This is a genomic window from Streptomyces sp. NPDC056600, assembly GCF_042792855.1.
Lineage (GTDB): Bacteria > Actinomycetota > Actinomycetes > Streptomycetales > Streptomycetaceae > Streptomyces.
On sequence record NZ_JBHTVQ010000085.1, the window covers coordinates 1 to 21,832 of the forward strand.

The window sequence follows — 21,832 nt, forward strand, 5'->3', positions numbered from 1 at the left end:
CCGGTCCGCGGCCACCGCGGTGGCGTGCGGACCGGCGCCCGGCGGCGTCGGTGCGGGCGCGTCCCGGCCGGACGCACCGACGGCCACGGCCGCCGCGTGCCCGACCGGGCCGGCGCTCATTCGGTCTCGGCGCGTCGCCCCGTCATCAGACGCTGGAGCACGATGAACACCAGCAGCAGGCCACCGATGACGATCCGGGTCCACCAGGAGCTCAGCGTGCCCTGGAAGTTGATGACGGTCTGGATCATGCCGAGCACCAGGACCCCGAGGGCGGTGCCCAGGACGAAGCCGGAGCCGCCGGTCAGCAGCGTTCCGCCGATGACCGTCGCCGCGATGGCGTCCAGTTCCATGCCCATGGCGTGCAGGGCGTACCCGGACAGCATGTAGAAGGTCATCAGCACGCCGCCGAGGGCCGAGCAGAGGCCGCTGACGGCGTAGACCGCGATCTTCGTGGGACCCACCGGCAGACCCATCAGCCGCGCCGAGGACTCGTTGCCGCCCAGCGCGTACACCCCGCGGCCGAAGCGGGTGTGGTGCAGGACGACGAAGGCGATCAGCAGGACGGCCAGGGCGATGACGACGGACACGGAGACGAAGAGGCCTCCTGAGCCGTACAGCCGGGTCTGGGCCATGGAGACCGTGGTCGGGTCGTCGATGGTGATGGACTCGGTACTGATGGTGTAGCAGAGCCCTCGGGCGAGGAACATGCCGGCCAGCGTGACGATGAACGGCTGGATCTCGAAGGTGTGGATGATCCAGCCCATCAGCGCGCCGCCCGCGGCGCCGATCGCCAGGACGAGCGGGATCGTGGCGCCCAGGGACCAGCCGTGGTGCTCGACGAGCGAGGCGGTGATCATCGTGGACAGGGCCACCATGGAGCCGACCGACAGGTCGATGCCGCCGGTGAGGATGACGAAGGTGGCGCCGACGGCGACGACCAGCAGGAAGGCGTTGTCGATCAGCAGGTTGAGGACGACCTGGGTGGAGAAGAAGCCGTCGTAGCGCAGCGATCCGACGGTGAACATCGCCACCAGCAGCACCGCGGTGACGAGCAGGGGGATCCGGCTGCCCGTGACGCGTGAGCCGGTGCGGGTGAACGGGCGGCTGAGGCGCGCGGCCTTGGGGACGGTGCCGGTGCTCATGCGCGGACCTCCTGCTGCGGGCCGGCGGCGGCCGCCTTGCTGTCGGATCGGGCGGGCCGGCTCCCGCGGCGGCGCGCCAGCTTGGCCCGGAAGACCGGCGACTGCACGAGGCAGACCACGATGACCACGAAGGCCTTGAACACGAGGGTGGTCTCGGGCGGGACGCCGAGGGTGTAGACGGTGGTGGAGAGGGTCTGGATGACGAGCGCGCCCAGGACGGTGCCGCCCAGGGAGAAGCGGCCGCCGGTCAGGGCGGTGCCGCCGATCACGACGGCGAGGATGGCGTCGAGCTCGATCCACAGGCCGGCGTTGTTGCCGTCCGCGGCGGAGACGTTGGAGCTGATCATCAGGCCCGCGACGGCCGCGCACACCGCGCTGAAGACGTAGACCAGCGTCAGCAGCCCGGCGGCGCGGATGCCTGTCAGACGGCCGGCGGCGGGGTTGCCTCCGACGGCCTCGATCAGCAGGCCGAGCGCGGTGCGCCGGGTGACGACGGCGGTGAGCGCGACGACCACCGCGGCGAGCAGCACGGCGAAGGGCAGGGTCAGCAAGTAACCCCCGCCGATCATGTGGAACTTGGCGCTGCTCACCGTGATGATCTGCCCGTCGGTGATCAGCTGGGCCACGCCGCGGCCGGCGACCATGAGGATCAGGGTGGCGACGATGGGCTGTACGCCGAGGCGGGCGACGAGCAGGCCGTTGCAGAGGCCGAGGACGACCGCCACGCCGAGCGCGACGGCGACGGCGGTCAGCACGGTGCCGGCGCTGCCGGGGTCGGCGGAGCCGGCGATGTGCTCGCAGGCGAGGGCGCCGGCGATGGCCACGGTGGAGCCGACCGAGAGGTCGATGCCGCGGGTGGCGATCACCATCGTCATGCCGAGCGCGACCAGGGTGAGCGGCGCGCCGAACTGCAGGATGTCGATCAGGCTGCCGTAGAGGTGTCCGTCCTGCACCCGGACGTCGAAGAAGTCATGGGTGAAGGCGAGGTTGCCGAGCAGCAGGGCGAGCAGCACCAGCGAGGGCCACAGCAGCCGGTGTCCGGCCAGCCGCTTGAGGACGGTGCCGGGTGCGGCCCCGGTGGGCGCGCCGGGCGGACCGGTCCGCGGGGACCGGTCGGGCGGGTTGGTCATGAGTCCGCTCCGGTGGCGATGGTGGCCAGAATGCGGTCGGGGGTGACGCTGTCGTCGTTGACGAGGGTGGCCACCATGCGGTGGTCCCGCAGGACGGCGACGCGGTGGCTCAGGCGCAGCACCTCTTCGAGTTCCGCCGAGACGAACAGCACGGCGGTGCCGTCCGCGGCGAGGCGCGCGACGAGTTTCTGGATCTCCGCCTTGGCTCCGACGTCGATGCCACGGGTGGGCTCGTCGAGGATGAGCAGCCGGGGTTCGGTCAGCAGCCAGCGGGCGAGCAGCACCTTCTGCTGGTTGCCGCCGCTGAGGTTGCGCAGCTGGGCCTCGGGGTCGGCGGGCCGGATGTCGAGGGCGTCGATCCAGCGGCGGGTGAGCTCCTCCTGCCGGGCGCGGGACAGGGGGCGCGTCCAGCCCCGTGCGGCCTGGAGCGCCAGGACGATGTTCTCGCGGATCGTCAGCTCCCCGAAGACACCCTCCGTCTTGCGGTTCTCCGAGCAGAAGGCGATCTTGTGGGCGACGGCGTGGCGGGGCGACCGCAGGGAGACGGCCTTGCCGTCGACGGTCACCTGACCGTTGTCGGCGCTGTCGGCGCCGAACAGCAGGCGGGCGGCCTCGGTGCGGCCGGATCCCAGCAGCCCCGCGAGGCCGATGACCTCGCCGGGGTGGATGTCGAGGTCGTACGGCTCGACGGATCCCTTGCGCCCCAGTGCGCGGGCCTGGAGGAGGGGTTCGCCCGCGGCGCGTTCGGCCGCCTCCTCGTGGGCCTGCTCCGACAGTTCCTCGAGGGTGGCGAGCTCGCCGCCGATCATGTGTTGCACCAGGGTGACCGGGGTGAGGTCGCCGATGGCGTACTCGCCCTGGAGGCGGCCGTTCCGCAGCACGGTGACCCGGTCGCAGAGCTCGAAGACCTGGTCGAGGAAGTGGGTCACGAAGAGGATGGCGACCCCGCGGTCGCGCAGCCGGCGGACCAGGGCGAAGAGCTGGGCGACCTCGTCGCGGTCGAGGCTGGAGGTGGGCTCGTCCAGGACGAGCACCTTGGCGGAGACGTCCACGGCACGCACGATGGCGACGAGTTGCTGCACCGCCAGCGAGTGGGAGCCGAGCGGGGAGGACACGTCGAGGTCCAGGTCCAGCTCGGTGAGGAGTTCGGCCGCGCGCCGCTTAAGGGCCTTCCAGTGGACCAGTCCGAGGCGCCGGGGCTCACGTCCGATGAGGATGTTCTCGGCCACCGAGAGGTTGGGGCAGAGGTTGACCTCCTGGTAGACGGTGCTGATGCCCGCCTGCTGGGCCTGGAGAGGGTCGGCGAAGGTCCCCTGCCGGCCGTCGACGAGCAGGGTGCCCTCGTCGGCCGCGTGCACGCCGGTGAGCACCTTGATCAGGGTGGATTTCCCGGCGCCGTTCTCGCCCATCAGGGCGTGGACCTCGCCGGGGTGGAGCCGCAGGGCGACCCCGTCCAGGGCGAGCACGCCCGGGAACTGCTTGCGGATGCCGGTGGCCTCCAGGACCGGCCGCCGCTCGCCGGCGTCCGGGACTGCCGGGGTGGACGGGGTTGTCATCCGCCCTCCTCTCACTCGTGTGGCGGTGACGCCGGAGGGGGCGGTGCGTGCCCCCTCCGGCGCCGGTTCCGGTCGCCTCAGTACTGGCGGGTGGGCAGGGCCTCTTCGGCCTGGTCCTGGGTGAAGACGCCTTCCTCGGTCTCGACCCGGGTCGGCACCTCCTGGCCGTCGACGACCTTCTTGGCGAGGTCCATCAGCTGGTCGCCGAGGAGCGGGTTGCACTCCACCACGACGTTGATCTTGCCCTCGGTCATCGCGACGAAGGCGTCCTTGATGCCGTCGACGGAGATGATCTTGATGTCCTTGCCGGGCTTCTTGCCGGCCTCCTCGATGGCCTGGATGGCGCCGAGGGCCATGTCGTCGTTGTGCGCGTAGAGCACGTCGATGTCCTTGTGGGACTTCAGGAAGGCCTGCATGACCTCCTTGCCCTTGGCGCGGGTGAAGTCACCGGTCTGCGAGGCGACGACCTTGAACTTGTCGTCCTTGCCGACGATCTCCGCGAAACCGGCCTTGCGGTCGTTGGCGGGCGCGGAACCGGTGGTGCCCTGAAGCTCGACGATGTTGACGGGGCCCTTCTCGTCCGCGTACTCCTTGGTCAGCCACTCGCCCGCCGACCTGCCCTCCTTCACGAAGTCGGACCCGAGGAAGGTCTTGTAGAGCGAGGTGTCCTTGCTGTCGACCGCGCGGTCGGTGAGGATCACCGGGATGCCGGCGTCCTTGGCCTCCTTGAGCACGGTGTCCCAGCCGGACTCCACCACCGGCGAGAAGGCGATGACGTCGACCTTCTGCTGGATGAAGCCGCGGATCGCCTTGATCTGGTTCTCCTGCTTCTGCTGGGCGTCGGAGAACTTGAGGGTGATGCCGGCCTTCTTCGCCGACTCCTGGACGGACTTGGTGTTGGCCGTCCGCCACCCGCTCTCCGCGCCGACCTGGGCGAAGCCGAGGGTGATCTTGCCGTCCGAGTTCCCTCCCCCGGACTTCTCGGAGTCGGGCGCCTCGGTGGAACAGGCCGTCAGCGTCGAGGTGGCGAGGAGGAGGACCGTGCTGAGGGCGAGAGCGGCTCTGCGGGCCATGACGTGTGTCCTTTCGAGGTGCACGGAGGGTGCCGTCGATGCGACCGACGAACACCGGCCGCGCGAAGGGCGGCCTCCTCACGGAGGGCGCGCCGTCGCATTGTGAGCGCTAACAAGACAGGTTCTCAATCCCCTTGCGCGCGTTATCTTTCCGTGACTCGCCGTGACACCCTCAGGCGTGCGGACGCGTCAACTCCGCGCGCGCAGGAGATGCTCACTCTCCGCACGCCTCTTGCGCCAAGAGATTGTGAGCGCTAACACTTCGGTGTCCCCCACACGCGCCTACGACGAGCTCCGAAGAGCCCCTCCGCAGCCCAACGGCCACCCGAAAGGCATCTCCGTGACCTCTGCACCTCCTCCCCCGTCCGCTCCCGACTCCGCCGCCGACCTGCCCGAGGGTTCCGAGCGGTACACCGTGGGCGTCGACTTCGGCACCCTCTCGGGGCGCGCCGTGGTGGTGCGGGTCCGCGACGGCGAGGAACTGGCCTCCGCGGTCCACGAGTACCGGCACGGCGTGATCGAGGAGCGGCTGCCCGGCTCGGACGCCGCGCTGCCGCCCGACTGGGCGCTGCAGCACCCCGAGGACTGGCGTGACGTGCTGCGCGAGGCGGTGCCGGCGGCGGTCGCCGCGTCCGGCGTCGACCCGCGCGCGATCATCGGCGTCGCCACCGACTTCACGGCCTGCACGGTGCTGCCCACGCTGGCCGACGGGACTCCGCTGACCGAGACGCCGCTGGGCGGACGGCCGCACGCCTGGCCCAAGTTGTGGAAGCACCACGCGGCGCAGCCGCAGGCCGACCGGATCAACGCGCTGGCCCATGAACGCGGCGAGAAGTGGATCGGGCGGTACGGCGGGAAGATCTCCGCCGAGTGGCAGTTCGCCAAGGCGCTCCAGCTGCTCGAGGAGGACCCCGAGGTCTACGCGGCCTGCGTGCGCTGGATCGAGGCGGCGGACTGGATCGTCTGGCAGCTCACCGGCCGCGAGTCGCGCAACGCCTGCACCGCCGGTTACAAGGGCATCCACCAGGACGGCGGTTACCCGTCCGAGGAGTATCTGGCCGCGCTGAACCCGGACTTCGCCGACTTCGCCCGGACGCGGCTCGAGTTCCCGCTGTCCCCGCTGGGTTCACGGGTCGGATCGCTCACCGAGGAGGCGGCCGCCTGGACGGGTCTGCCGGCCGGCATCGCGGTGGCGGCCGGCAACGTCGACGCCCATGTCACCGCGGCGGCCGCCCAGGCGGTGGAGAACGGGCGGCTGCTGGCCATCATGGGCACCTCCACCTGTCACGTGATCAACTCGTCGGTGCTGGCCGAGGTCCCCGGCGTCTGCGGTGTCGTGAACGGCGGAATCGTGGAGGGCGCCTACGGCTACGAGGCCGGGCAGAGCGCGGTGGGCGACATCTTCGCCTGGGTGCTGCGCCAGGGCGTGCCTCGCGAGTACCAGGAGGAGGCGGACGCCCGCGGCGAGGACCTGCACGCCCTGCTGACCCGCAAGGCCGCCGGCCAGCCGGTCGGCGCCCACGGCCTGGTCGCGCTGGACTGGCTGAACGGCAACCGTTCCGTCCTGGTCGACCACCACCTCTCCGGCGTCATCATGGGCCTGACCCTGGCCACCCGGCCGGAGGACGTCTACCGGGCGATGCTGGAGGCCACCGCGTTCGGCACCCGGGTCATCGTCGAGACGCTGGAGAACGGCGGCGTCCCGGTGCACGAGTTCGTGGTGGCCGGGGGGCTGGCGAAGAACGAGCTGCTGATGCAGATCTACGCGGACGTTTTGCGCCGCCCGGTCTCCCTCGCGGCGTCCGGTCAGGGGCCGGCCCTGGGGTCGGCGGTCCACGCCGCAGTGGCGGCGGGCGCCCATCCCGACGTGCGCACGGCCACGGCCGCGATGGGGCGGCTGCGGCGCGACGTGTTCGTGCCCGACGCCGGCCGTGCGGACGCCTACGACGCGCTGTTCGCCGAGTACCAGCTGCTGCACGACCGCTTCGCGGACGGCGACCAGCTGCACCGCCTGCGGAGGCTGCGCGACGCGGCGCTCGCCGACGGCTGACACCGCCGCGTCGCCTCCCCCTCCCCGGCCCGCCCCGCCGCCCTTCCCCGCCCCGTCCACTCTCGGACCACCACGCCACCAGGAGTCCTTGTGCAGAGCCCTCAGAGCCCCAATTCCTCCGTCCGCGAGATCTGGTTCCTCACCGGCAGCCAAGGTCTGTACGGCGAGGACACCCTCAAGCAGGTCGCCGAGCAGTCGCAGCGGATCGCCGCCGTGCTGGACGACGCGCCGGAGCTGCCCGTGCGCGTCGTCTGGAAGCCGGTGCTGACCGACGCCTCCGCCATCCGCCGCGCCTGTCTGGACGCCAACGCCGACGACGCGTGCATCGGCCTGATCACCTGGATGCACACCTTCTCCCCGGCCAAGATGTGGATCGCCGGCCTGGACGCCCTGCGCAAGCCGCTGCTGCACCTGCACACCCAGTCGAACGTGGCCCTTCCCTGGGACACCATCGACATGGACTTCATGAACCTCAACCAGGCCGCCCACGGCGACCGCGAGTTCGCGCACGTCCAGGGCAGGGTCGGGGTGGCGCGCAAGACGGTGGCCGGGCACGTGAGCGACCCGCTGACGGTCGCGCGGGTCGCCGTCTGGGCGCGCGCCGCGGCCGCCCGTGCCGAGCTGGCCACCCTCAAGGTCGCCCGTTTCGGCGACAACATGCGCGACGTGGCGGTCACCGAGGGGGACAAGGTGGAGGCGCAGCTGCGCCTCGGCGTGTCCGTGAACACCTACGGGGTCAACGACCTGGTCGAGGCCGTGGACGGGGCGCCGCAGGAGGCGGTCGCGGCCCTGGTCGCGGAGTACGAGGACGCCTACAAGGTGGCGCCGGAGCTGCGCGCGGGCGGCGAGCGGCACGAGGCGCTGCGCTACGCGGCACGGATCGAGGCGGGGCTGCGGTCCTTCCTGACGGAGGGCGGCTTCGGGGCGTTCACCAGCAACTTCGAGGACCTGGGCGGTCTGCGGCAGCTCCCGGGCATCGCCGTGCAGCGGCTGATGGCGGACGGCTACGGCTTCGGCGGGGAGGGCGACTGGAAGACGGCCGTCCTGCTGCGGGCGCTGAAGACCGCGGCGGAAGGGCTGCCGGGCGGCACCTCGTTCATGGAGGATTACACCTACGACCTGTCGCCGGGCGACGAGCTGATCCTGGGCGCCCACATGCTCGAGGTCTGCCCGTCGGTGGCCGCCGCGACGCCCAGCTGCGAGATTCACCCGCTCGGCATCGGCGGTCGCGAGGACCCCGTGCGGCTGGTGTTCGACGCGGCCCCGGGGCCGGCCGTGGTGGTCGGCCTGGCGGACCTCGGGGACCGGTTCCGGCTGGTGGCCAACGACATCGACGTGGTGGCGCCGCCGCACCCGCTGCCCGCGCTGCCGGTGGCCCGGGCCGTGTGGCGTCCCACGCCCGACCTGCGGACCTCGACGGAGTCCTGGCTGACGGCGGGCGGGCCGCACCACACGGTCCTCAGCTCGGCCCTCACCGCGGAGCACCTGGACGACCTGGCGGAGATGCTGCGGGTGGAGCTCGCCCTCATCGACCGGTCGACCACCACCCGTTCCTTCCGGCGCGAGCTGCGCTGGAACCAGGCCTACCACCGGCTGGCGCTCGGCCTGTAGGCGGCGGCCCGCCGGAGCCGCGGGGCCGGGCCGCCGGCCTCGGGTCCGGCGGTCAGCCGCGCCTTTCGCGGGCCCAGTCGGTCAGGACGGGGACGCAGGTCTCGGCGAAGTGGGCGTAGTCGTCCGCGGTGTTGTAGGCGTGCGTGGACAGGCGGACGTAGCCGGTGCCGCCGAAGCTGGTGAACGCGGCGGTGACGCGCAGCTTGCGGGCGACCTCGTCGCGCAGGGCGTCGGCCTCCTCGCGGGTGCCCGCAAGCCCGTCGGGGAGCCGCACCAGCCGCAGGGCCGGGGCGGGCATGCCGACGCGGGCGGTGTGGTCCTCGCCGGTAACGCTGGAGAACGCGGCGGCCACGACGTGCTGCGCGTGGTCGCCGAGGGCGGTGGCGTAGGCGCGCACGGCGTCCCAGCCCCAGGTGTCCTCGATCAGGTCCAGGGCGGTGGGCGTCGCCAGGTAGTGCGTGGCGTCGACGGTGCCCTGGTGGTCGAAGCGCTCCGGGAAGGGCTCGGTGGCGCCCCAGGAGTCGATCAGGGGGTGCAGGTCCTGGCGTGCCTCGGTGCGGGCGACCAGGACCGCCGTGCCGCGCGGCGCGCAGGGGAACTTGTGGAGGTTGCCGACCCAGTGGTCCACGTCGCCGAGCTCCGCCAGCGGGTCGGCGAGCATGCCGGGCGCGTGGGCCCCGTCGACGAGGAGGATGACGCCGCGGCGGCGCGCCTCGGCGGCGATGCGCCCGACGGGCAGCAGGCGGGCGGTGGCCGAGGTGATGTGGTCGACGACGGCCAGGGCGGTGCGGTCGGTGAAGGCGTCGGTGACGGCCCGGTACGCCTCGTCGGCGGTGGCCTCCAGCGGCACGTGCACGGTGCGCAGGGTTCCGCCCCAGCGCCGGGCCAGGCGGGCCGCCCCCATGGTGACGGCGCCGTAGCCGTGGTCGGTGACCACGATCTCCGCGCCGGCCCGGTGCGGCAGGTTGCCGTAGACGACGCTGGCGCCCGCGCTGGCGTTGGGCACCAGGGCCGTCCCGTCGGGCGGGGCCCCCAGATGCGCGGCGATCCTCCGGCGGGCCTCGGCGATCATCCCGGGCTGCGCGGGGAACCACTCGACGGGTGACGCCTCCATGCGGTGGCGCAGGGCTGCCTGGGCGTCCTGCGCGGCGCGCGGGACGGCGCCGAAGGAGCCGTGGTTGAGGTGCCGGACCTCCGGGTCCAGCGACCAGGCGGCAGCGGCGGGGCGTCCGTCGGGCAGCAGGAGGGGCGCCGGTGCCGCGGGAGGTTCGGTGCGCACGGGAACTCGGGACTCCCTGTCGATATGTCGATCGTTGTTCGTCGTTCGTTGTTCGTTGTTCGTCGTTCGTCGTTCGTTGTTCGTCGTTCGTCGTTCGTCGTTCGCGGACACGATCGCACAGCGGTGCTCCCGGGCACGCACCCCCTCCTCCGGCCCGACGCGCACCCGTTCCGCCGCGATGTGGCGCGGCTCAGCCGGGCAGGGTGGTGGCTGCGTGGCCCAGCGCGGCGCGCATCACGTCGCGCAGAGCCGGTGACGTGGGGCCGTCGGCCCGCCGGGCCCATTCCTCGACGGCGATCCGCAGGGCGACGTTGAGGGTACCGGCCCGCACCCGGACGGCGAGGTCGGACGCCTCGCGGCCCTCACGCTCGGCCAGAATCGCGGCGAAGGCGTCGGCGGCCTCGGAGTGGATCTGCAGCCAGACGGCGCGCAGTCCCGGCTCGCCGGCGGTCAGGCGCACCAGCTGGGCGACCTCGGCGCTGTCCTCGTCCCGGCCGGAGGCCGGGTCGTCCAGGCCGAGGGCCTCGGTGAGGGTGACGCCGGGCGGCCAGGCCCGCAGCCGCTCCATGATGTCCTCGAGCCCGGTCAGGAGCAGCGGCCGGACGCACTCCTCCTTGGAGGGGAAGTAGCGCCACAGCGTCCGGGTGGACAGGCCGGCCGCGGCCGCGATCTCGTCGGCGGAGGTGCCGGCGACGCCCTGGGCGGCGAACAGCCGCACGGCCTGCCGGGAGATGTCCAGGCGGGTGGCGGCCTTGCGCCGCTCGGTCAGGGGCGGCCTGCCGGTGCGCCGGGCCGTGGGCCGCGCCGCGGACGGCACGGCGGGTGGTCTGTGGTCCATCGCTCTCTTCCTCGCTGGACGTGCGGGAGGGGCTCCGCACGGGTCATCAGGCGGGGCCGTCGTGGGGCTGTCACTGTACGTCACGCTTTCGTGGCATCCGATGCCTTTATGGCACGCCGCGACAGAAAGAGGTACGGTCGTCCTCGCGCCCGCCGCCGCAGGGGTGGCCGGGCGATGCGAGGGAGCAGCAGCAATGAGCAACGAGACCGGCCTGGCCGGCAAGAGCGTGGTCGTCACCGGCGCGGGTTCCGGCATCGGCAGGGCGGCGGCCCTGCGTTTCGCGGCCGCCGGGGCGAAGGTGCTGGTCGCCGACCTGAACGAGGAGACCGCGCGGGAGACCGTGGAGCTGCTGGAGGCCGCCGGCGCCAAGGCGGTCGCGGTGACCGGCGACCTGGGCGACCAGGCCGTCGTGGACCGGGTCGTGGCGACCGCGGTGGAGGAGTTCGGCTCCCTGGACGTGCTGGTCAACAACGCCGGCATCATGGACCGGATGTCCGCCGCGGCCGACGTGTCCGACGCCGAGTGGGACCGCGTGCTCCGCGTGAACCTCACCGCCCCGTTCATGCTGACCCGCGCCGCGCTGCCGCACATGCTGGCCGCCGGCAAGGGCGCGATCGTGAACACGGCCTCCGAGGCCGGTCTGCGCGGCAGCGCCGCGGGCGCCGCCTACACCGCCTCCAAGCACGGTGTGATCGGCCTGACCAAGAACCTCGCGGTGATGTACCGCGGCAAGGGCATCCGCGCCAACGCGATAGCCCCGGGCGGCGTGGCCACCAACATCAAGGTGGACGCGGAGCAGGGCGCCCACGGCCCGGCGACGATCGCCCCGTACTTCGGCAACATCGGCTCGGTGACCTCCGCGGAGGACCAGGCCGCCGCGATCGTCTTCCTCGCCTCGGACGCCGCCGCCGGCATCAACGGCGCGATCCTGCCGGTCGACAGCGGCTGGGCGGCCGTCTGACCCTCGCACCGGGGCCGGCGGGAACCGCACCGGGCACGCCGCCCGGTGCGGCGCGGCGGATCCGGTGGGGGCCGGTCCGGATCAGGTGGAGACCGGCTTGAGGGGGTCGTGTCCCAGGGTCATCAGCCGGTGACGCCAGTTCGACTGGCCCGCCGTGGGCTCCATGTCGACGCCGCGTTCGGCGGTCACGGTGTCGACGACCTTCCGCATCACCCTGAGGTCGTCGCCGGTGAGGTCGACGCGGCGCTTGCCGAGGATGTCCAGGACCCGGCGCCCGTTCTCGGTGCCCGCCCGGTCCGGGAGCGCCTCGGTGTCCTCGCCGGCGGAGCGGGTCATCAGCCAGTCCTGGAGCTCTCGGGAAGTCATGTTGACCACGGTGTGGAACTCGTTCCACAGGTCGTCCAGCTCGGGGTCCCGGTGGTCTGCCATGATCGTCGCTTCCTTCCGTCCGCGGTGTCGGCACGCTCCGGGTTGCCCGGGGCACGTGGAGGAAACGGGTGGGCCGCCGGCCGGGCCCGGCTCGAGGTCGCCGAGCGGTGCCACCGTCCGGGCGTCCTGGGGGGGGTGGCCGCCCTCCGGATGCGGCCCGCGGCCGTCCGCACGATGCTGGAGCCATGTCCGAGCAGCCACCGGTCGTCGTGGAGCCACCCGGGCCGTCCGGCGGACGGCGCGTGCGGGTGGACGGGCGTGCGCTGGGCACCGCCTATTCGCTGCGGGACGTGACCGCCTTCCTCCAGGAGGCCGGGCTGCAGGGCTGGGACGAGCTGGACGTCGCGGCGTCCGGCCTGATCGACTGGCGTGGCGGCGGCCCCGACGCGTGGGCGGAATCGTGATGCGCCACCGTCATGTCGCAGGTGCCGCTCGCGGGCTCTGCGGGTAGAACTGGGGCCTATGCGACCACTGGGCCGATCAGGCATCCTGTCGCGGCGGAGCGTCGCCGCGCAGGTCTTCTTCGTGAACGTGGTCATCGTGGTGCTGCTGGTCCTCGCCGCGGTCGCGGCGCTGGTCCTTCAGGGACGCGCCGCCAGCGAGGAGGAGGCCCGCAACCGCTCGCGCGCGGTCGCCGTCTCCTTCGCCGACGCGCCGGGGACCTGGGAGGCGCTGCGCTCCCCCGACCCGACGGCGGTGCTCCAGCCGCGGGCCGAGGAGGTCCGAAAGAGCGTGCCGGTGGACTTCGTCGTGGTGCTGAACACCGACGGGATCCGGTACACGCATCCGCGGCCCGACCGCATCGGCAAGAAGTTCGTCGGCGACATCGGGCCGGCGCTGCGGGGCGAGCCGGTCGTGGAGGAGATCACCGGAACCATCGGCCGGCTGGTGCAGGCGGTCGTGCCGGTGCGGGACCCGCAGGGCCAGGTGGTGGGACTGGTGTCGGCGGGCATCACCGTGGAGAACGTGGGCAACACCGCCGACCGGCAGCTGCCGCTGCTGCTGGGCGCCGCGGCGGTCGCGCTCGCCCTGGCCACGGCGGGCACCGCGGTGGCGGGCCGCCGGCTGCTGCGGCAGACCCACGGGCTCGGGCCGCGCGAGATGACCCGGATGTACGAGCATCACGACGCGGTCCTGCATTCGGTGCGCGAGGGCGTGGTCATCGTCGGCTCGGACGGTGAGCTGCTGCTGGCCAACGACGAGGCGCAGCGCCTTCTGGAGCTGCCGGAGGACACCGGCCGCCGCCGTGTCGGCGAGCTGGGCCTGTACCCGGACGTCGCCGAGCTGCTGCTGTCGGGGCGCGACGCCACCGACGAGGTCCACCCGGTCGGCGACCGCCTGGTGGTGGTCAACCAGCGGCCGACCCGGCTGCGCGGCGGCCCTTCGGGGTCCGTCGCCACGCTGCGCGACTCCACCGAGCTGCGGGCGCTGGCCGGCCGCGCGGAGGCCGCGCGGGAGCGGCTGGACCTGCTGTACGCGGCGGGTCTCGGCATCGGCGCCAGCCTGGACGTCGGCCGGACCGCGGAGGCCCTGGCCGAGCTGGTGGTCCCGCGGTTCGCCGACCACGCGACGGTGGACCTGTTCGACTCGGTGCTGGAGGGTGACGAGCCGTCGGCGCGGCCGGACCCCTCCGCGCCCCTGCGCCGCACGGCGCGCAGCGGTGTGGACGAGGCCCCTCTGTTCCCGCTGGGTGCGCAGATCCAGGCGGACGGCTCCTCCCCGCAGGCCCGGGTGCTGCGCTCCGGCCAGGCGCTGCTGGAGCCCCGGCTGGCGGAGTCACGGGCCTGGGAGGGCCAGGAGCGCGAGCAGTGGGCGGAGCTGCTGGAGCACGGGGTGCACTCGCTGATCGCGGTGCCCGTGCGGGCCGGCGGCCAGCTGCTGGGCGTGGTGGGTTTCTGGCGCGACCGCCGCAAGGAGCCGTTCGACGAGGAGGAGCTCGCGGTCTCCGAGGAGCTGGTGACCCGGGCGGCGGTCGCCATCGACAACGCGCGGCGCTTCACCCGCGAGCACGGGATGGCGGTGACGCTGCAGCGCAGCCTGCTGCCGCGCCGGCTGCCGGAGCAGGAGGCGCTGGACGTGGCCTACCGCTACCTTCCGGCGCAGGCCGGGGTGGGCGGCGACTGGTTCGACGTGCTGCCGCTGTCCGGGGCGCGGGTGGCGCTGGTGGTCGGGGACGTGGTGGGGCACGGTCTGCACGCGGCGGCCACCATGGGCCGGCTGCGGACGGCGGTGCACACCTTCAGCGCCCTGGACCTGCACCCGGAGGAGCTGCTGGGGCTGCTGGACGAGCTGGTGGCGCGCATCGACCAGGAGGAGAACACCGGTGGCGGCGCCGCCATCACGGGGGCGACCTGTCTGTACGCGGTGTACGACCCGGTGTCGCGGCGCTGCGTGATGTCGCGGGCCGGGCACCTGCCGCCGGCGGTGGTGCGGCCGGACGGACGGGTGGAGTTCCTCGAGGTCCCGGCCGGTCCGCCGCTGGGCCTGGGGGGTCTGCCGTACGAGACGGCGGAGGTGGAGCTGGAGGAGGGCAGTCGGCTGGTCCTCTACACGGACGGGCTGGTCGAGGAGCGGGACCGGGACATCGACGCGGGTCTGGAGCTGCTGCGGGCGTCTCTGGAGCGGGCCGGCGACTCTCCGGAGGACACCTGCCGGGACGTGCTGGACGGGGTCGCTCCGCGGCCGACGGACGACATCGCGGTGCTGGTGGCGCGCACCCGGGCGATCGGCCCGGACCGCATCGCCATCTGGGACGTGCCGCGGGACCCGTCGGCGGTGGGCGGCATCCGGGCCGCGGCGACCCGGCTGCTGACCGAATGGGGCCTGGAGGAGCAGGCGTTCACCACCGAGCTGATCCTCAGCGAGCTGGTGACCAACGCGCTGCGGCACGGCAGCGGGCCGGTGAAGGTGCGTGTGCTGCGCGAGCGCGAGCTGATCTGCGAGGTGTCCGACGCGGGCAGCACCGCGCCGCGGCTGCGGCAGGCGGCCGGCTTCGACGAGGGCGGCCGGGGCCTGTTCCTGGTGGCGCAGCTCTCGGAGCGCTGGGGGACGCGGTGGACCCCCGAGGGGAAGATCATCTGGGCGGCGCAGCCGCTGCCGTAGGACCGCCGCCTCCAGGGCCCGCCGGCACCGGTGACGCCGCGTCAGGGCAGGATCGAGTCCACGTAGCCGCCGTCCACCCGCAGGGCGCCGCCGGTGGTGGCCGACGCCTGGTCGGAGGCGAGGTAGACGACCATGTTGGCGATCTCCTCGGGTTCGATCAGCCGCTGGAGCAGGGACTGCGGCCGGTGCCGGCGCATGAACTCCCGCTGGGCCTCCTCCCAGGGGAGGTCCGGGTCGACGAGTTCGTACACGAACGTCTCCACTCCCCCGGTGTGGGTGGGCCCGGCGATCACGGAGTTGACGGTGACGCCGGTGCCCGCGGCCTCCTTGGCGAAGCCCCGGCCCACCGCGAGGAGGGCGGTCTTGGTGGTCCCGTAGTGGATCATCTCGGCGGGGACGGCCACGGCGGAGTCGCTGGCGATGTACGTGACCCGGCCCCATCCGCGTTCCGTCATGCCGGGCAGCAGGGCGCGGGTGAGGCGGACGGCGGCGAGCACGTTGATCTCGAAGTGGCGCCGCCACTCGTCGTCGGTGATCTCCAGGGCGGGCCGGGCGCCGAAGACGCCCAGGTTGTTGACGAGGATGTCCGTCTCCGGGAGGGCGGCCACGGCCGTCTCCGCGCCCTCCTCGGTGGCGACGTCGGCCGCCACGGGTACGAACTCGCCGTCGGGGACCTGGCGTCGGAGGTTCGCGACGGCCTCCTCCAGGCGCCGGGGGTCACGGCCGTTGACGCCGACCCGCGCTCCTGAGCGGGCCAGGCCGGCGGCGATGGCGGCGCCGATGCCCTGGGAGGAGCCGGTGACCAGTGCGGTGCGGTCGGTGAGGTCGATCAGCATGGCGGCGGGGTACCCGATACTCGGGGCGCGAAGCCCCCGGTCACCCCGACACGGGGTCAACCCGACACAGGAGGACACACGATGGCACTGTCGAACATGCTGCGCCGGCTCAAGCAATGGTCCGCCACCCCGCAGGGACGGCGGACCATGGACCAGGCGCGGCGGGCCGCGGCGGATCCGCGCAACCGGGCGCGGGCGCAGCGGTTCCTTGCCCGGCTGCGGGCGCCGCGCCGCTGAGCGGCGGGGCGTCCGCCCGGGCCGGGGCCGTCGGGGGCGGCGGTCAGGACACGTCGCCGCCGGCGGAGGCGCCGTCCTTCTCGGTGGTGGCGTCGGCGGTGGCCAGCGTGCCGCCCGCGCTCTCCAGGTGGGCGCGCACGAACCACTGGAACTGCTCCAGGTCGCGCAGCTGCTCGATCAGCAGGTCCTCGGTGGCCGGGTCGATCTCCCCGGCGACCTCGACCCCCTCGCGGACGGCCTCGAGGATTCCGGTGTAGACGACGTCCAGCGCGCCGAGGTGCGCGATGGCGTCGGCGCGGCCGATGGAGTAGTCGTTCCAGGTGCGCTCCTTGACCAGGGCGCCCGGGGTGCCCTGCGCGACTCCGCCCAGCGCGGCGAGCCGCTCGGCGACGTCGTCGGCCATGTCGCGGACGCGGTCGACCTGCGGGTCGAGCATCTCGTGAACGGCGATGAAATGCGGCCCGACGACGTTCCAGTGGACGTGCTTCAGGGTGAGGTGGAGGTCGTTGAGGGCGTGCAGCCGCAGGCGGAGCAGGTCGATCAGCTTGCGGGCGTCGTCGGTGCTCAGGCCGGGGACGGTGTACTTCGGGGTGGGGACGGTTTCCTTGGCCATGACGGTGGTGCCTCCTCGGTGGATCGTCAGGTGATGGTGGGCTCGTGCCCCGGCCGGGCGATGCCATTCGTCCCGGTTTCGACCGGCGCGGTGGGCGCGGCCGGGCGGGCGCGGGGCGAACGGCATCGCCGGGCCGGGGCACGAGCGGCGGCGGGGGGGGGGGGCGCGGGGCGGGGCCCGGATGGGAGCTGCGGGGGGGGGGGGGGGGGGGGGGGGGCCGGGGGGGGGGGGGGGGGGGGGGGGGGGGGGGGGCCCCCCGCCCCCCCGGGGCGGGGCCACCCGCGGCGGCGGACGGGCGGGCGGAGGATGGCCGCGCGCCCGTCCGCAGTGGGGTCAGACCGTGGTCGGGAAGCGTTCCCAGACCCGGTGGGAGCCCATGAGGCGGCTGAGCTTCTCCAGGGTGGAGGGGCCGCTGGTGCCCACGACGACGCCGGGCGCGTCGGCGGGCACGCCGGCGGCGGCCAGCGCGGCGTCGCCGCCGCCCCAGACGCCGATGGCCTTGCCGTGGCGGAAGGCCTCGGCGAGGAGCAGCACCACCCGCGGGTCGACCGGGCCGGACTGACCGGCGGTCGGGTGCGCCTTGGCGTCCCGGGCGCCGTAGGCGTCGTTGCCGACGGCGGGCGCGCCGGCCACCAGCACGGCGTCGAACTCGGTGGAGCGGGCGGTGGTGAAGGTGCGCTGGGGCTTGAGACCGCCGCTGCCGAGCGGGCCGCCGGTGGGGGCGACGACCAGCGGCACCATGCCCGCGCCGAGGACGGCCTCGCGGACCGCCGTGACGCCCTCGAGGTCGGCGTCGGGGGCGGCGACGATGCCGATCATGCGGCCGTCGGCGGGCCAGACCTCGCCGACCTGGGAGAGCGCGGGGCTCGGCTGCACGTCCACCAGCGGCACGGTCGGCTCGGGCGCCGGAAGGCCGAGGCCCTCGGCGACCTTGGAGCACAGCACCGGGTCGATGTTGGCGAGGATCTGGAGGTTGCGCTCCTTGATCGCCTGCTCGTAGCACTTGCCGAGTTCGAAGGTGTAGGCGGCGATGATGTGCTCGCGTTCTACGGGGCTCATGCTGAGCCAGAACCGCCGCGGCTGGCTGAAGTGGTCGTCGAAGGTCTCGGACTGGGCGCGGATCTTGACCGACTCCGGGAGCTGGACGGGCACGTCGACGAAGGCCCCCATGTCGGCGCCGGCCGTGAACGGGCAGCCGCCGTCGAGGGAGTTGGGCTTGTAGGGGGCCACGCCGCGGTGGACGGCGGTCTGGTGGTAGCCGTCGCGCTGCATGTCGTTGACCGGCACGTGGGTCCGGTTGATGGGCAGCTGGTTGAAGTTGGGGCCGCCCAGGCGGGTGAGCTGGGTGTCCAGGTAGGAGAACAGGCGGCCCTGGAGCAGCGGGTCGTCGGTGACGTCGATGCCGGGGACCAGGTGGCCGACGTGGAAGGCGACCTGCTCGGTCTCGGCGAAGAAGTTCGAGGTGTTGCGGTTGAGGGTGAGCAGGCCGATCGGCTGCACCGGGGCCAGTTCCTCGGGGACGATGTTGGTCGGGTCGAGCAGGTCGATGCCCTCGAACATCTGGTCCGGGGTGTCCGGGAAGGTCTGGATGCCCAGTTCCCACTGCGGGTAGGCGCCCGACTCGATGGAGTCGAAGAGGTCGCGGCGGTGGAAGTCGGGGTCCATGCCGTTGATGATCTGGGCCTCCTCCCACACCAGGGAGTGCACGCCCAGCTTGGGCTTCCAGTGGAACTTGACCAGGGTGGTCTCGCCGGCCGCGTTGACCAGCCGGAAGGTGTGGACGCCGAAGCCCTCCATCATCCGGTAGGAGCGCGGGATGCCGCGGTCGGACATGTTCCACAGGGTGTGGTGGGTGGCCTCGGTGTGCAGGCTCACGAAGTCCCAGAAGGTGTCGTGCGCGCTCTGCGCCTGCGGGATCTCGCGGTCCGGGTGGGGCTTTCCGGCGTGGATGACGTCCGGGAACTTGATGGCGTCCTGGATGAAGAAGACCGGGATGTTGTTGCCGACCAGGTCGAAGACGCCCTCGGCGGTGTAGAACTTCGTGGCGAAGCCGCGGGTGTCGCGCACCGTGTCGGAGGAGCCGCGCGAGCCCAGGACGGTCGAGAACCGGACGAAGACCTCGGTCTCGATGTCCTTGGCGAGGAAGGCGGCCTTGGTGACGGTCGAGGCGGTGCCGTACGACTGGAAGACGCCGTGCGCGCCGGCCCCGCGGGCGTGCACCACGCGCTCCGGGATGCGCTCGTGGTCGAACTGCATGATCTTCTCGCGCAGGTGGTGGTCCTGCAGGAGGACCGGGCCGCGCGGCCCCGCCTTGAGCGAGTGGTCGGTGTCGTACAGCCGCACGCCCTGCGCGGTGGTCAGGTAGGCCCCGCCCTGGGCGACCTTGGCCTGGTCGACACCGGTGACCTGACCGGTCGGCGACACGGTGGCCGGACCGCGCTGGTCGGCCTTGGGCGGGAGCGGCTCCCTGGGCTCAGTCGGCTCGGCGACCGACGGCGACTCGGGACCGGGCTTGCCGGGAACGCCGTCCTGAGGGCCGGCGACGGCGGGCTCGCCGGTGATCTTGTGCGCAGCCCTCTTCAGGGGGTTGCTCTCCGTCATCCTGTTTCCGTTCCTTCGCTCTCGCCTGTCGCGGGCCGCCGGAGGCGGCAGGACCTACGTGATCTGGTGACACGGAGCGGAGGAACAAAACATGAAATCACTCAACATGGCTTCAATATGCAGCCATCTGCAGGTGCCCGGCGCGGCGACGAGGACGACCGGCCGGAGAGCGGTACGATCATCAGGCGTACCGTGTGCCTGTCTGCGGGAGTTCCCGCATAAGCCGCGCTTATGGGTCCATAAAGCGGACCCGCATTCCAGGTAAGGCTTGCCTTAGCTTAGGCTTCCTGACGAGTCAGTTCATCGCTCGAAGGGAAATCGCACATGTCCCGCCCCCTGCGGGTAGCCATCGTCGGGGCCGGTCCCGCCGGCATCTACGCCGCCGACGCGCTGCTCAAGTCCGAGGTGGCCGCCGAGCCCGGCGTCTCCGTCGACCTCTTCGAGCGGATGCCGGCGCCGTTCGGCCTCATCCGGTACGGCGTCGCCCCCGACCACCCGCGGATCAAGGGCATCATCACCGCGCTGCACCAGGTCCTCGACAAGCCGCAGATCCGCCTCTTCGGCAACGTCGACTACCCGAACGACATCACCCTGGACGACCTGCGCGCCTTCTACGACGCGGTGGTCTTCTCCACCGGCGCCACGGCCGACCGCGCGCTGCCGATCCCGGGCGTCGACCTCGAGGGCTCCTACGGCGCCGCCGACTTCGTCTCCTGGTACGACGGCCACCCGGACGTCCCGCGCACCTGGCCGCTGACCGCGGAGAAGGTCGCCGTCCTCGGCGTCGGCAACGTGGCGCTCGACGTGGCGCGCGTCCTGGCCAAGACGGCCGACGAGCTGCTGCCCACCGAGATCCCGGCCAACGTGTACGACGGGCTCAAGGCCAACCGGGCCAAGGAGATCCACGTCTTCGGCCGACGGGGCCCCGCCCAGGCGAAGTTCAGCCCGATGGAGCTGCGGGAGCTCGACCACTCCCCCAGCATCGAGGTCATCGTCGACCCGGAGGACATCGACTACGACGAGGGCTCGATCGCCACCCGCCGCGGCAACAAGCAGGCGGACATGGTCGCCAAGACCCTGGAGAACTGGGCGATCCGCGACGTCGGCGACCGCCCGCACAAGCTGTTCCTGCACTTCTTCGAGTCGCCCGTCGAGATCCTCGGCGAGGACGGCGAGGTCGTGGGCCTGCGCACCGAGCGCACCGCGCTGGACGGCACCGGCAACGTCAAGGGCACCGGCGAGTTCAAGAACTGGGACCTCGGCGCCGTCTACCGGGCGGTGGGCTACCTGTCCGACGAGCTGCCCAAGCTCCCCTGGGACGAGGCCACCGGCACCGTCCCGGACGAGGGCGGCCGGGTGATCGAGAACGGCGAGCACCTGCAGTCCACCTACGTCACCGGCTGGATCCGCCGCGGCCCGATCGGCCTGATCGGCCACACCAAGGGCGACGCCAACGAGACGGTGGCGAACCTGCTGGACGACCACGCCAACGGCCGGCTGCACACGCCGTCCTCCCCCGCCCCCGAGGCCGTCGAGGACTTCCTCGCGCAGCGCCGGGTGCGGTACACCACCTGGGACGGCTGGTACCGGCTGGACGCGGCGGAGAAGGCGCTGGGCGAGCCGCAGGGCCGTGAGCGCGTGAAGATCGTGGAGCGCGAGGACATGCTGCGGGCCAGCGAGGCCTGAGTACGCACCGCTCCGACGAAGGACACGAAGGGCTCCCGGCTCCGGCCGGGGGCCCTTCGCCGTGCCCGGCCGTGTCCGGCGGCGGACTCGGGGCACACGGTGCGGGATCCCGGGGGCCCGATGTGGCAGCGTGACCGGGCGACGCCCCGTCGAGGAACCGCGCACGGCAGGCCGTCGTGCGACGGAGAGGAGAGACGATGTCGAAGCCGCCGCTGCCCGAAGCAGCGATCACCATGCTGGAGAAGCCCAACCCCGCGGTGATCACCACCGTCCGGGCGGACGGGCAGCCGGTCTCCGCGGCCACCTGGTACGTGTGGGACGACGGCCGGGTGCTGGTCAACATGGACGAGGGCCGCAAGCGGCTCGAGCACATCCGCAACGACCCGCGGGTGACGCTCACCGTTCTGGACGAGGCCAACTGGTACACCCACGTCACCCTCATCGGGCGGGTCGCGGAACTGAGCGACGACAGCGACCTGTCCGGCATCGACCGGCTCTCGCGGCACTACGGGGGCAGGCCCTACCCCGAGCGGGAGCGTGGCCGGGTGAACGCCTGGATCGAGATCGACCGCTGGCACGGCTGGGGCTCCTTCCGCGACAGCGACCAGGCAGCGGGCTGACCACGGGGCGACCGGCTCGCGCGGGCCGGCGTCCCGGTGACGCGGGGGGCGGCCCGCACCCCGTGGGG

18 protein-coding genes are annotated in these 21,832 nt (G+C 72.8%); 8 read left to right on the forward strand and 10 right to left on the reverse strand.

Annotated elements, in window-relative coordinates; translation table 11 throughout:
* Positions 1 to 116: 116 nt before the first annotated feature.
* The 4 genes from yjfF to ACFRAV_RS28840 all read right to left on the reverse strand — a co-directional run bounded on the left by yjfF (position 117) and on the right by ACFRAV_RS28840 (position 4,901).
* Positions 117 to 1,142: a galactofuranose ABC transporter, permease protein YjfF gene (gene yjfF, locus ACFRAV_RS28825; protein WP_382559759.1), complete on the reverse strand. Its 1,026-nt coding sequence runs from the start codon at positions 1,140 to 1,142 to the stop codon at positions 117 to 119.
* Positions 1,139 to 2,272, reverse strand: coding sequence for an ABC transporter permease (locus tag ACFRAV_RS28830; protein WP_382559762.1), 1,134 nt, complete (start codon positions 2,270 to 2,272; stop codon positions 1,139 to 1,141). Before ACFRAV_RS28830 ends, yjfF begins: the two co-directional genes overlap by 4 nt.
* Positions 2,269 to 3,828, reverse strand: a complete 1,560-nt coding sequence (locus tag ACFRAV_RS28835; RefSeq protein WP_382559765.1) for a sugar ABC transporter ATP-binding protein — start codon at positions 3,826 to 3,828, stop codon at positions 2,269 to 2,271. The genes ACFRAV_RS28830 and ACFRAV_RS28835 overlap by 4 nt, the downstream gene beginning before the upstream one ends.
* A gap of 77 nt (positions 3,829 to 3,905) precedes the next feature.
* Complete coding sequence (locus ACFRAV_RS28840; protein WP_382559768.1) at positions 3,906 to 4,901, reverse strand: ABC transporter substrate-binding protein; 996 nt, start codon at positions 4,899 to 4,901, stop codon at positions 3,906 to 3,908.
* A gap of 388 nt (positions 4,902 to 5,289) precedes the next feature.
* Between ACFRAV_RS28840 and araB the strand changes: the two genes are divergently transcribed.
* Complete coding sequence (araB, locus tag ACFRAV_RS28845; RefSeq protein WP_382559804.1) at positions 5,290 to 6,951, forward strand: ribulokinase; 1,662 nt, start codon at positions 5,290 to 5,292, stop codon at positions 6,949 to 6,951.
* A 90-nt stretch (positions 6,952 to 7,041) separates the two neighbouring features.
* Positions 7,042 to 8,562, forward strand: coding sequence for an L-arabinose isomerase (araA, locus tag ACFRAV_RS28850; protein WP_382559771.1), 1,521 nt, complete (start codon positions 7,042 to 7,044; stop codon positions 8,560 to 8,562).
* A gap of 52 nt (positions 8,563 to 8,614) precedes the next feature.
* On the opposite strand, the gene ACFRAV_RS28855 is transcribed toward araA, so the two are convergent.
* Together ACFRAV_RS28855 and ACFRAV_RS28860 are read right to left on the reverse strand one after the other, a co-directional pair.
* A complete protein-coding gene (locus tag ACFRAV_RS28855; protein WP_382559773.1) occupies positions 8,615 to 9,841 on the reverse strand; it encodes an aminotransferase class V-fold PLP-dependent enzyme in 1,227 nt (408 codons plus the stop codon).
* A gap of 190 nt (positions 9,842 to 10,031) precedes the next feature.
* Positions 10,032 to 10,679 (reverse strand): TetR/AcrR family transcriptional regulator, encoded by a 648-nt coding sequence (locus ACFRAV_RS28860; RefSeq protein ID WP_382559776.1) that lies wholly within the window; start codon positions 10,677 to 10,679, stop codon positions 10,032 to 10,034.
* 193 nt (positions 10,680 to 10,872) lie between these two features.
* On the opposite strand from ACFRAV_RS28860, the gene ACFRAV_RS28865 reads away from it, so the two are divergent.
* The gene (locus ACFRAV_RS28865; protein ID WP_382559778.1) at positions 10,873 to 11,640 is read left to right on the forward strand and encodes an SDR family NAD(P)-dependent oxidoreductase; all 768 of its coding nucleotides are present in this window, start codon (positions 10,873 to 10,875) and stop codon (positions 11,638 to 11,640) included.
* 81 nt (positions 11,641 to 11,721) lie between these two features.
* Here ACFRAV_RS28865 and ACFRAV_RS28870 read toward each other — a convergent pair whose 3' ends face one another.
* The gene (locus ACFRAV_RS28870; RefSeq protein WP_382559781.1) at positions 11,722 to 12,069 is read right to left on the reverse strand and encodes a DUF3140 domain-containing protein; all 348 of its coding nucleotides are present in this window, start codon (positions 12,067 to 12,069) and stop codon (positions 11,722 to 11,724) included.
* A gap of 185 nt (positions 12,070 to 12,254) precedes the next feature.
* Here ACFRAV_RS28870 and ACFRAV_RS28875 point away from each other — a divergent pair, with 185 nt between their 5' ends.
* Together ACFRAV_RS28875 and ACFRAV_RS28880 are read left to right on the forward strand one after the other, a co-directional pair.
* Entirely contained in the window at positions 12,255 to 12,473 is a 219-nt protein-coding gene (locus ACFRAV_RS28875) for a hypothetical protein (protein ID WP_382559784.1), read from the forward strand.
* 58 nt (positions 12,474 to 12,531) lie between these two features.
* Complete coding sequence (locus ACFRAV_RS28880) at positions 12,532 to 15,171, forward strand: SpoIIE family protein phosphatase (protein WP_382559786.1); 2,640 nt, start codon at positions 12,532 to 12,534, stop codon at positions 15,169 to 15,171.
* Between the two features lie 41 nt (positions 15,172 to 15,212).
* On the opposite strand, the gene ACFRAV_RS28885 is transcribed toward ACFRAV_RS28880, so the two are convergent.
* Positions 15,213 to 16,007: an SDR family NAD(P)-dependent oxidoreductase gene (locus tag ACFRAV_RS28885; protein WP_382559789.1), complete on the reverse strand. Its 795-nt coding sequence runs from the start codon at positions 16,005 to 16,007 to the stop codon at positions 15,213 to 15,215.
* 81 nt (positions 16,008 to 16,088) lie between these two features.
* Between ACFRAV_RS28885 and ACFRAV_RS28890 the strand changes: the two genes are divergently transcribed.
* Positions 16,089 to 16,244: a hypothetical protein gene (locus tag ACFRAV_RS28890; protein WP_382559792.1), complete on the forward strand. Its 156-nt coding sequence runs from the start codon at positions 16,089 to 16,091 to the stop codon at positions 16,242 to 16,244.
* A 43-nt stretch (positions 16,245 to 16,287) separates the two neighbouring features.
* Here the strand turns inward: ACFRAV_RS28890 and ACFRAV_RS28895 are convergent, their stop codons facing one another.
* On the reverse strand, positions 16,288 to 16,857 hold the full coding sequence (locus tag ACFRAV_RS28895; protein ID WP_382559794.1) for a Dps family protein: 570 nt from the start codon (positions 16,855 to 16,857) through the stop codon (positions 16,288 to 16,290).
* A gap of 333 nt (positions 16,858 to 17,190) precedes the next feature.
* Positions 17,191 to 19,458 carry a catalase gene (locus ACFRAV_RS28900; RefSeq protein ID WP_382559797.1) on the reverse strand — a complete coding sequence of 756 codons (2,268 nt, stop codon included), beginning with the start codon at positions 19,456 to 19,458 and terminating at the stop codon, positions 17,191 to 17,193.
* A gap of 324 nt (positions 19,459 to 19,782) precedes the next feature.
* On the opposite strand from ACFRAV_RS28900, the gene ACFRAV_RS28905 reads away from it, so the two are divergent.
* Positions 19,783 to 21,144 carry an FAD-dependent oxidoreductase gene (locus ACFRAV_RS28905; protein ID WP_382559800.1) on the forward strand — a complete coding sequence of 454 codons (1,362 nt, stop codon included), beginning with the start codon at positions 19,783 to 19,785 and terminating at the stop codon, positions 21,142 to 21,144.
* 197 nt (positions 21,145 to 21,341) lie between these two features.
* Positions 21,342 to 21,764 carry a PPOX class F420-dependent oxidoreductase gene (locus tag ACFRAV_RS28910; RefSeq protein WP_108953264.1) on the forward strand — a complete coding sequence of 141 codons (423 nt, stop codon included), beginning with the start codon at positions 21,342 to 21,344 and terminating at the stop codon, positions 21,762 to 21,764.
* The last annotated feature ends 68 nt before the right edge of the window (positions 21,765 to 21,832 follow it).

Coding starts and splice junctions, on each gene's coding strand:
- ACFRAV_RS28895 (WP_382559794.1), bottom strand. CDS start 16,857: ATGGCCAAGGAAACCGTCCCCACCCCGAAGTACACCGTCCCCGGCCTG.
- ACFRAV_RS28835 (WP_382559765.1), bottom strand. CDS start 3,828: ATGACAACCCCGTCCACCCCGGCAGTCCCGGACGCCGGCGAGCGGCGG.
- yjfF (WP_382559759.1), bottom strand. CDS start 1,142: ATGAGCACCGGCACCGTCCCCAAGGCCGCGCGCCTCAGCCGCCCGTTC.
- ACFRAV_RS28885 (WP_382559789.1), bottom strand. CDS start 16,007: ATGCTGATCGACCTCACCGACCGCACCGCACTGGTCACCGGCTCCTCC.
- ACFRAV_RS28865 (WP_382559778.1), top strand. CDS start 10,873: ATGAGCAACGAGACCGGCCTGGCCGGCAAGAGCGTGGTCGTCACCGGC.
- ACFRAV_RS28860 (WP_382559776.1), bottom strand. CDS start 10,679: ATGGACCACAGACCACCCGCCGTGCCGTCCGCGGCGCGGCCCACGGCC.
- ACFRAV_RS28870 (WP_382559781.1), bottom strand. CDS start 12,069: ATGGCAGACCACCGGGACCCCGAGCTGGACGACCTGTGGAACGAGTTC.
- ACFRAV_RS28910 (WP_108953264.1), top strand. CDS start 21,342: ATGTCGAAGCCGCCGCTGCCCGAAGCAGCGATCACCATGCTGGAGAAG.
- ACFRAV_RS28840 (WP_382559768.1), bottom strand. CDS start 4,901: ATGGCCCGCAGAGCCGCTCTCGCCCTCAGCACGGTCCTCCTCCTCGCC.
- ACFRAV_RS28880 (WP_382559786.1), top strand. CDS start 12,532: ATGCGACCACTGGGCCGATCAGGCATCCTGTCGCGGCGGAGCGTCGCC.
- ACFRAV_RS28900 (WP_382559797.1), bottom strand. CDS start 19,458: ATGACGGAGAGCAACCCCCTGAAGAGGGCTGCGCACAAGATCACCGGC.
- ACFRAV_RS28875 (WP_382559784.1), top strand. CDS start 12,255: ATGTCCGAGCAGCCACCGGTCGTCGTGGAGCCACCCGGGCCGTCCGGC.
- ACFRAV_RS28905 (WP_382559800.1), top strand. CDS start 19,783: ATGTCCCGCCCCCTGCGGGTAGCCATCGTCGGGGCCGGTCCCGCCGGC.
- ACFRAV_RS28890 (WP_382559792.1), top strand. CDS start 16,089: ATGGCACTGTCGAACATGCTGCGCCGGCTCAAGCAATGGTCCGCCACC.
- ACFRAV_RS28830 (WP_382559762.1), bottom strand. CDS start 2,272: ATGACCAACCCGCCCGACCGGTCCCCGCGGACCGGTCCGCCCGGCGCG.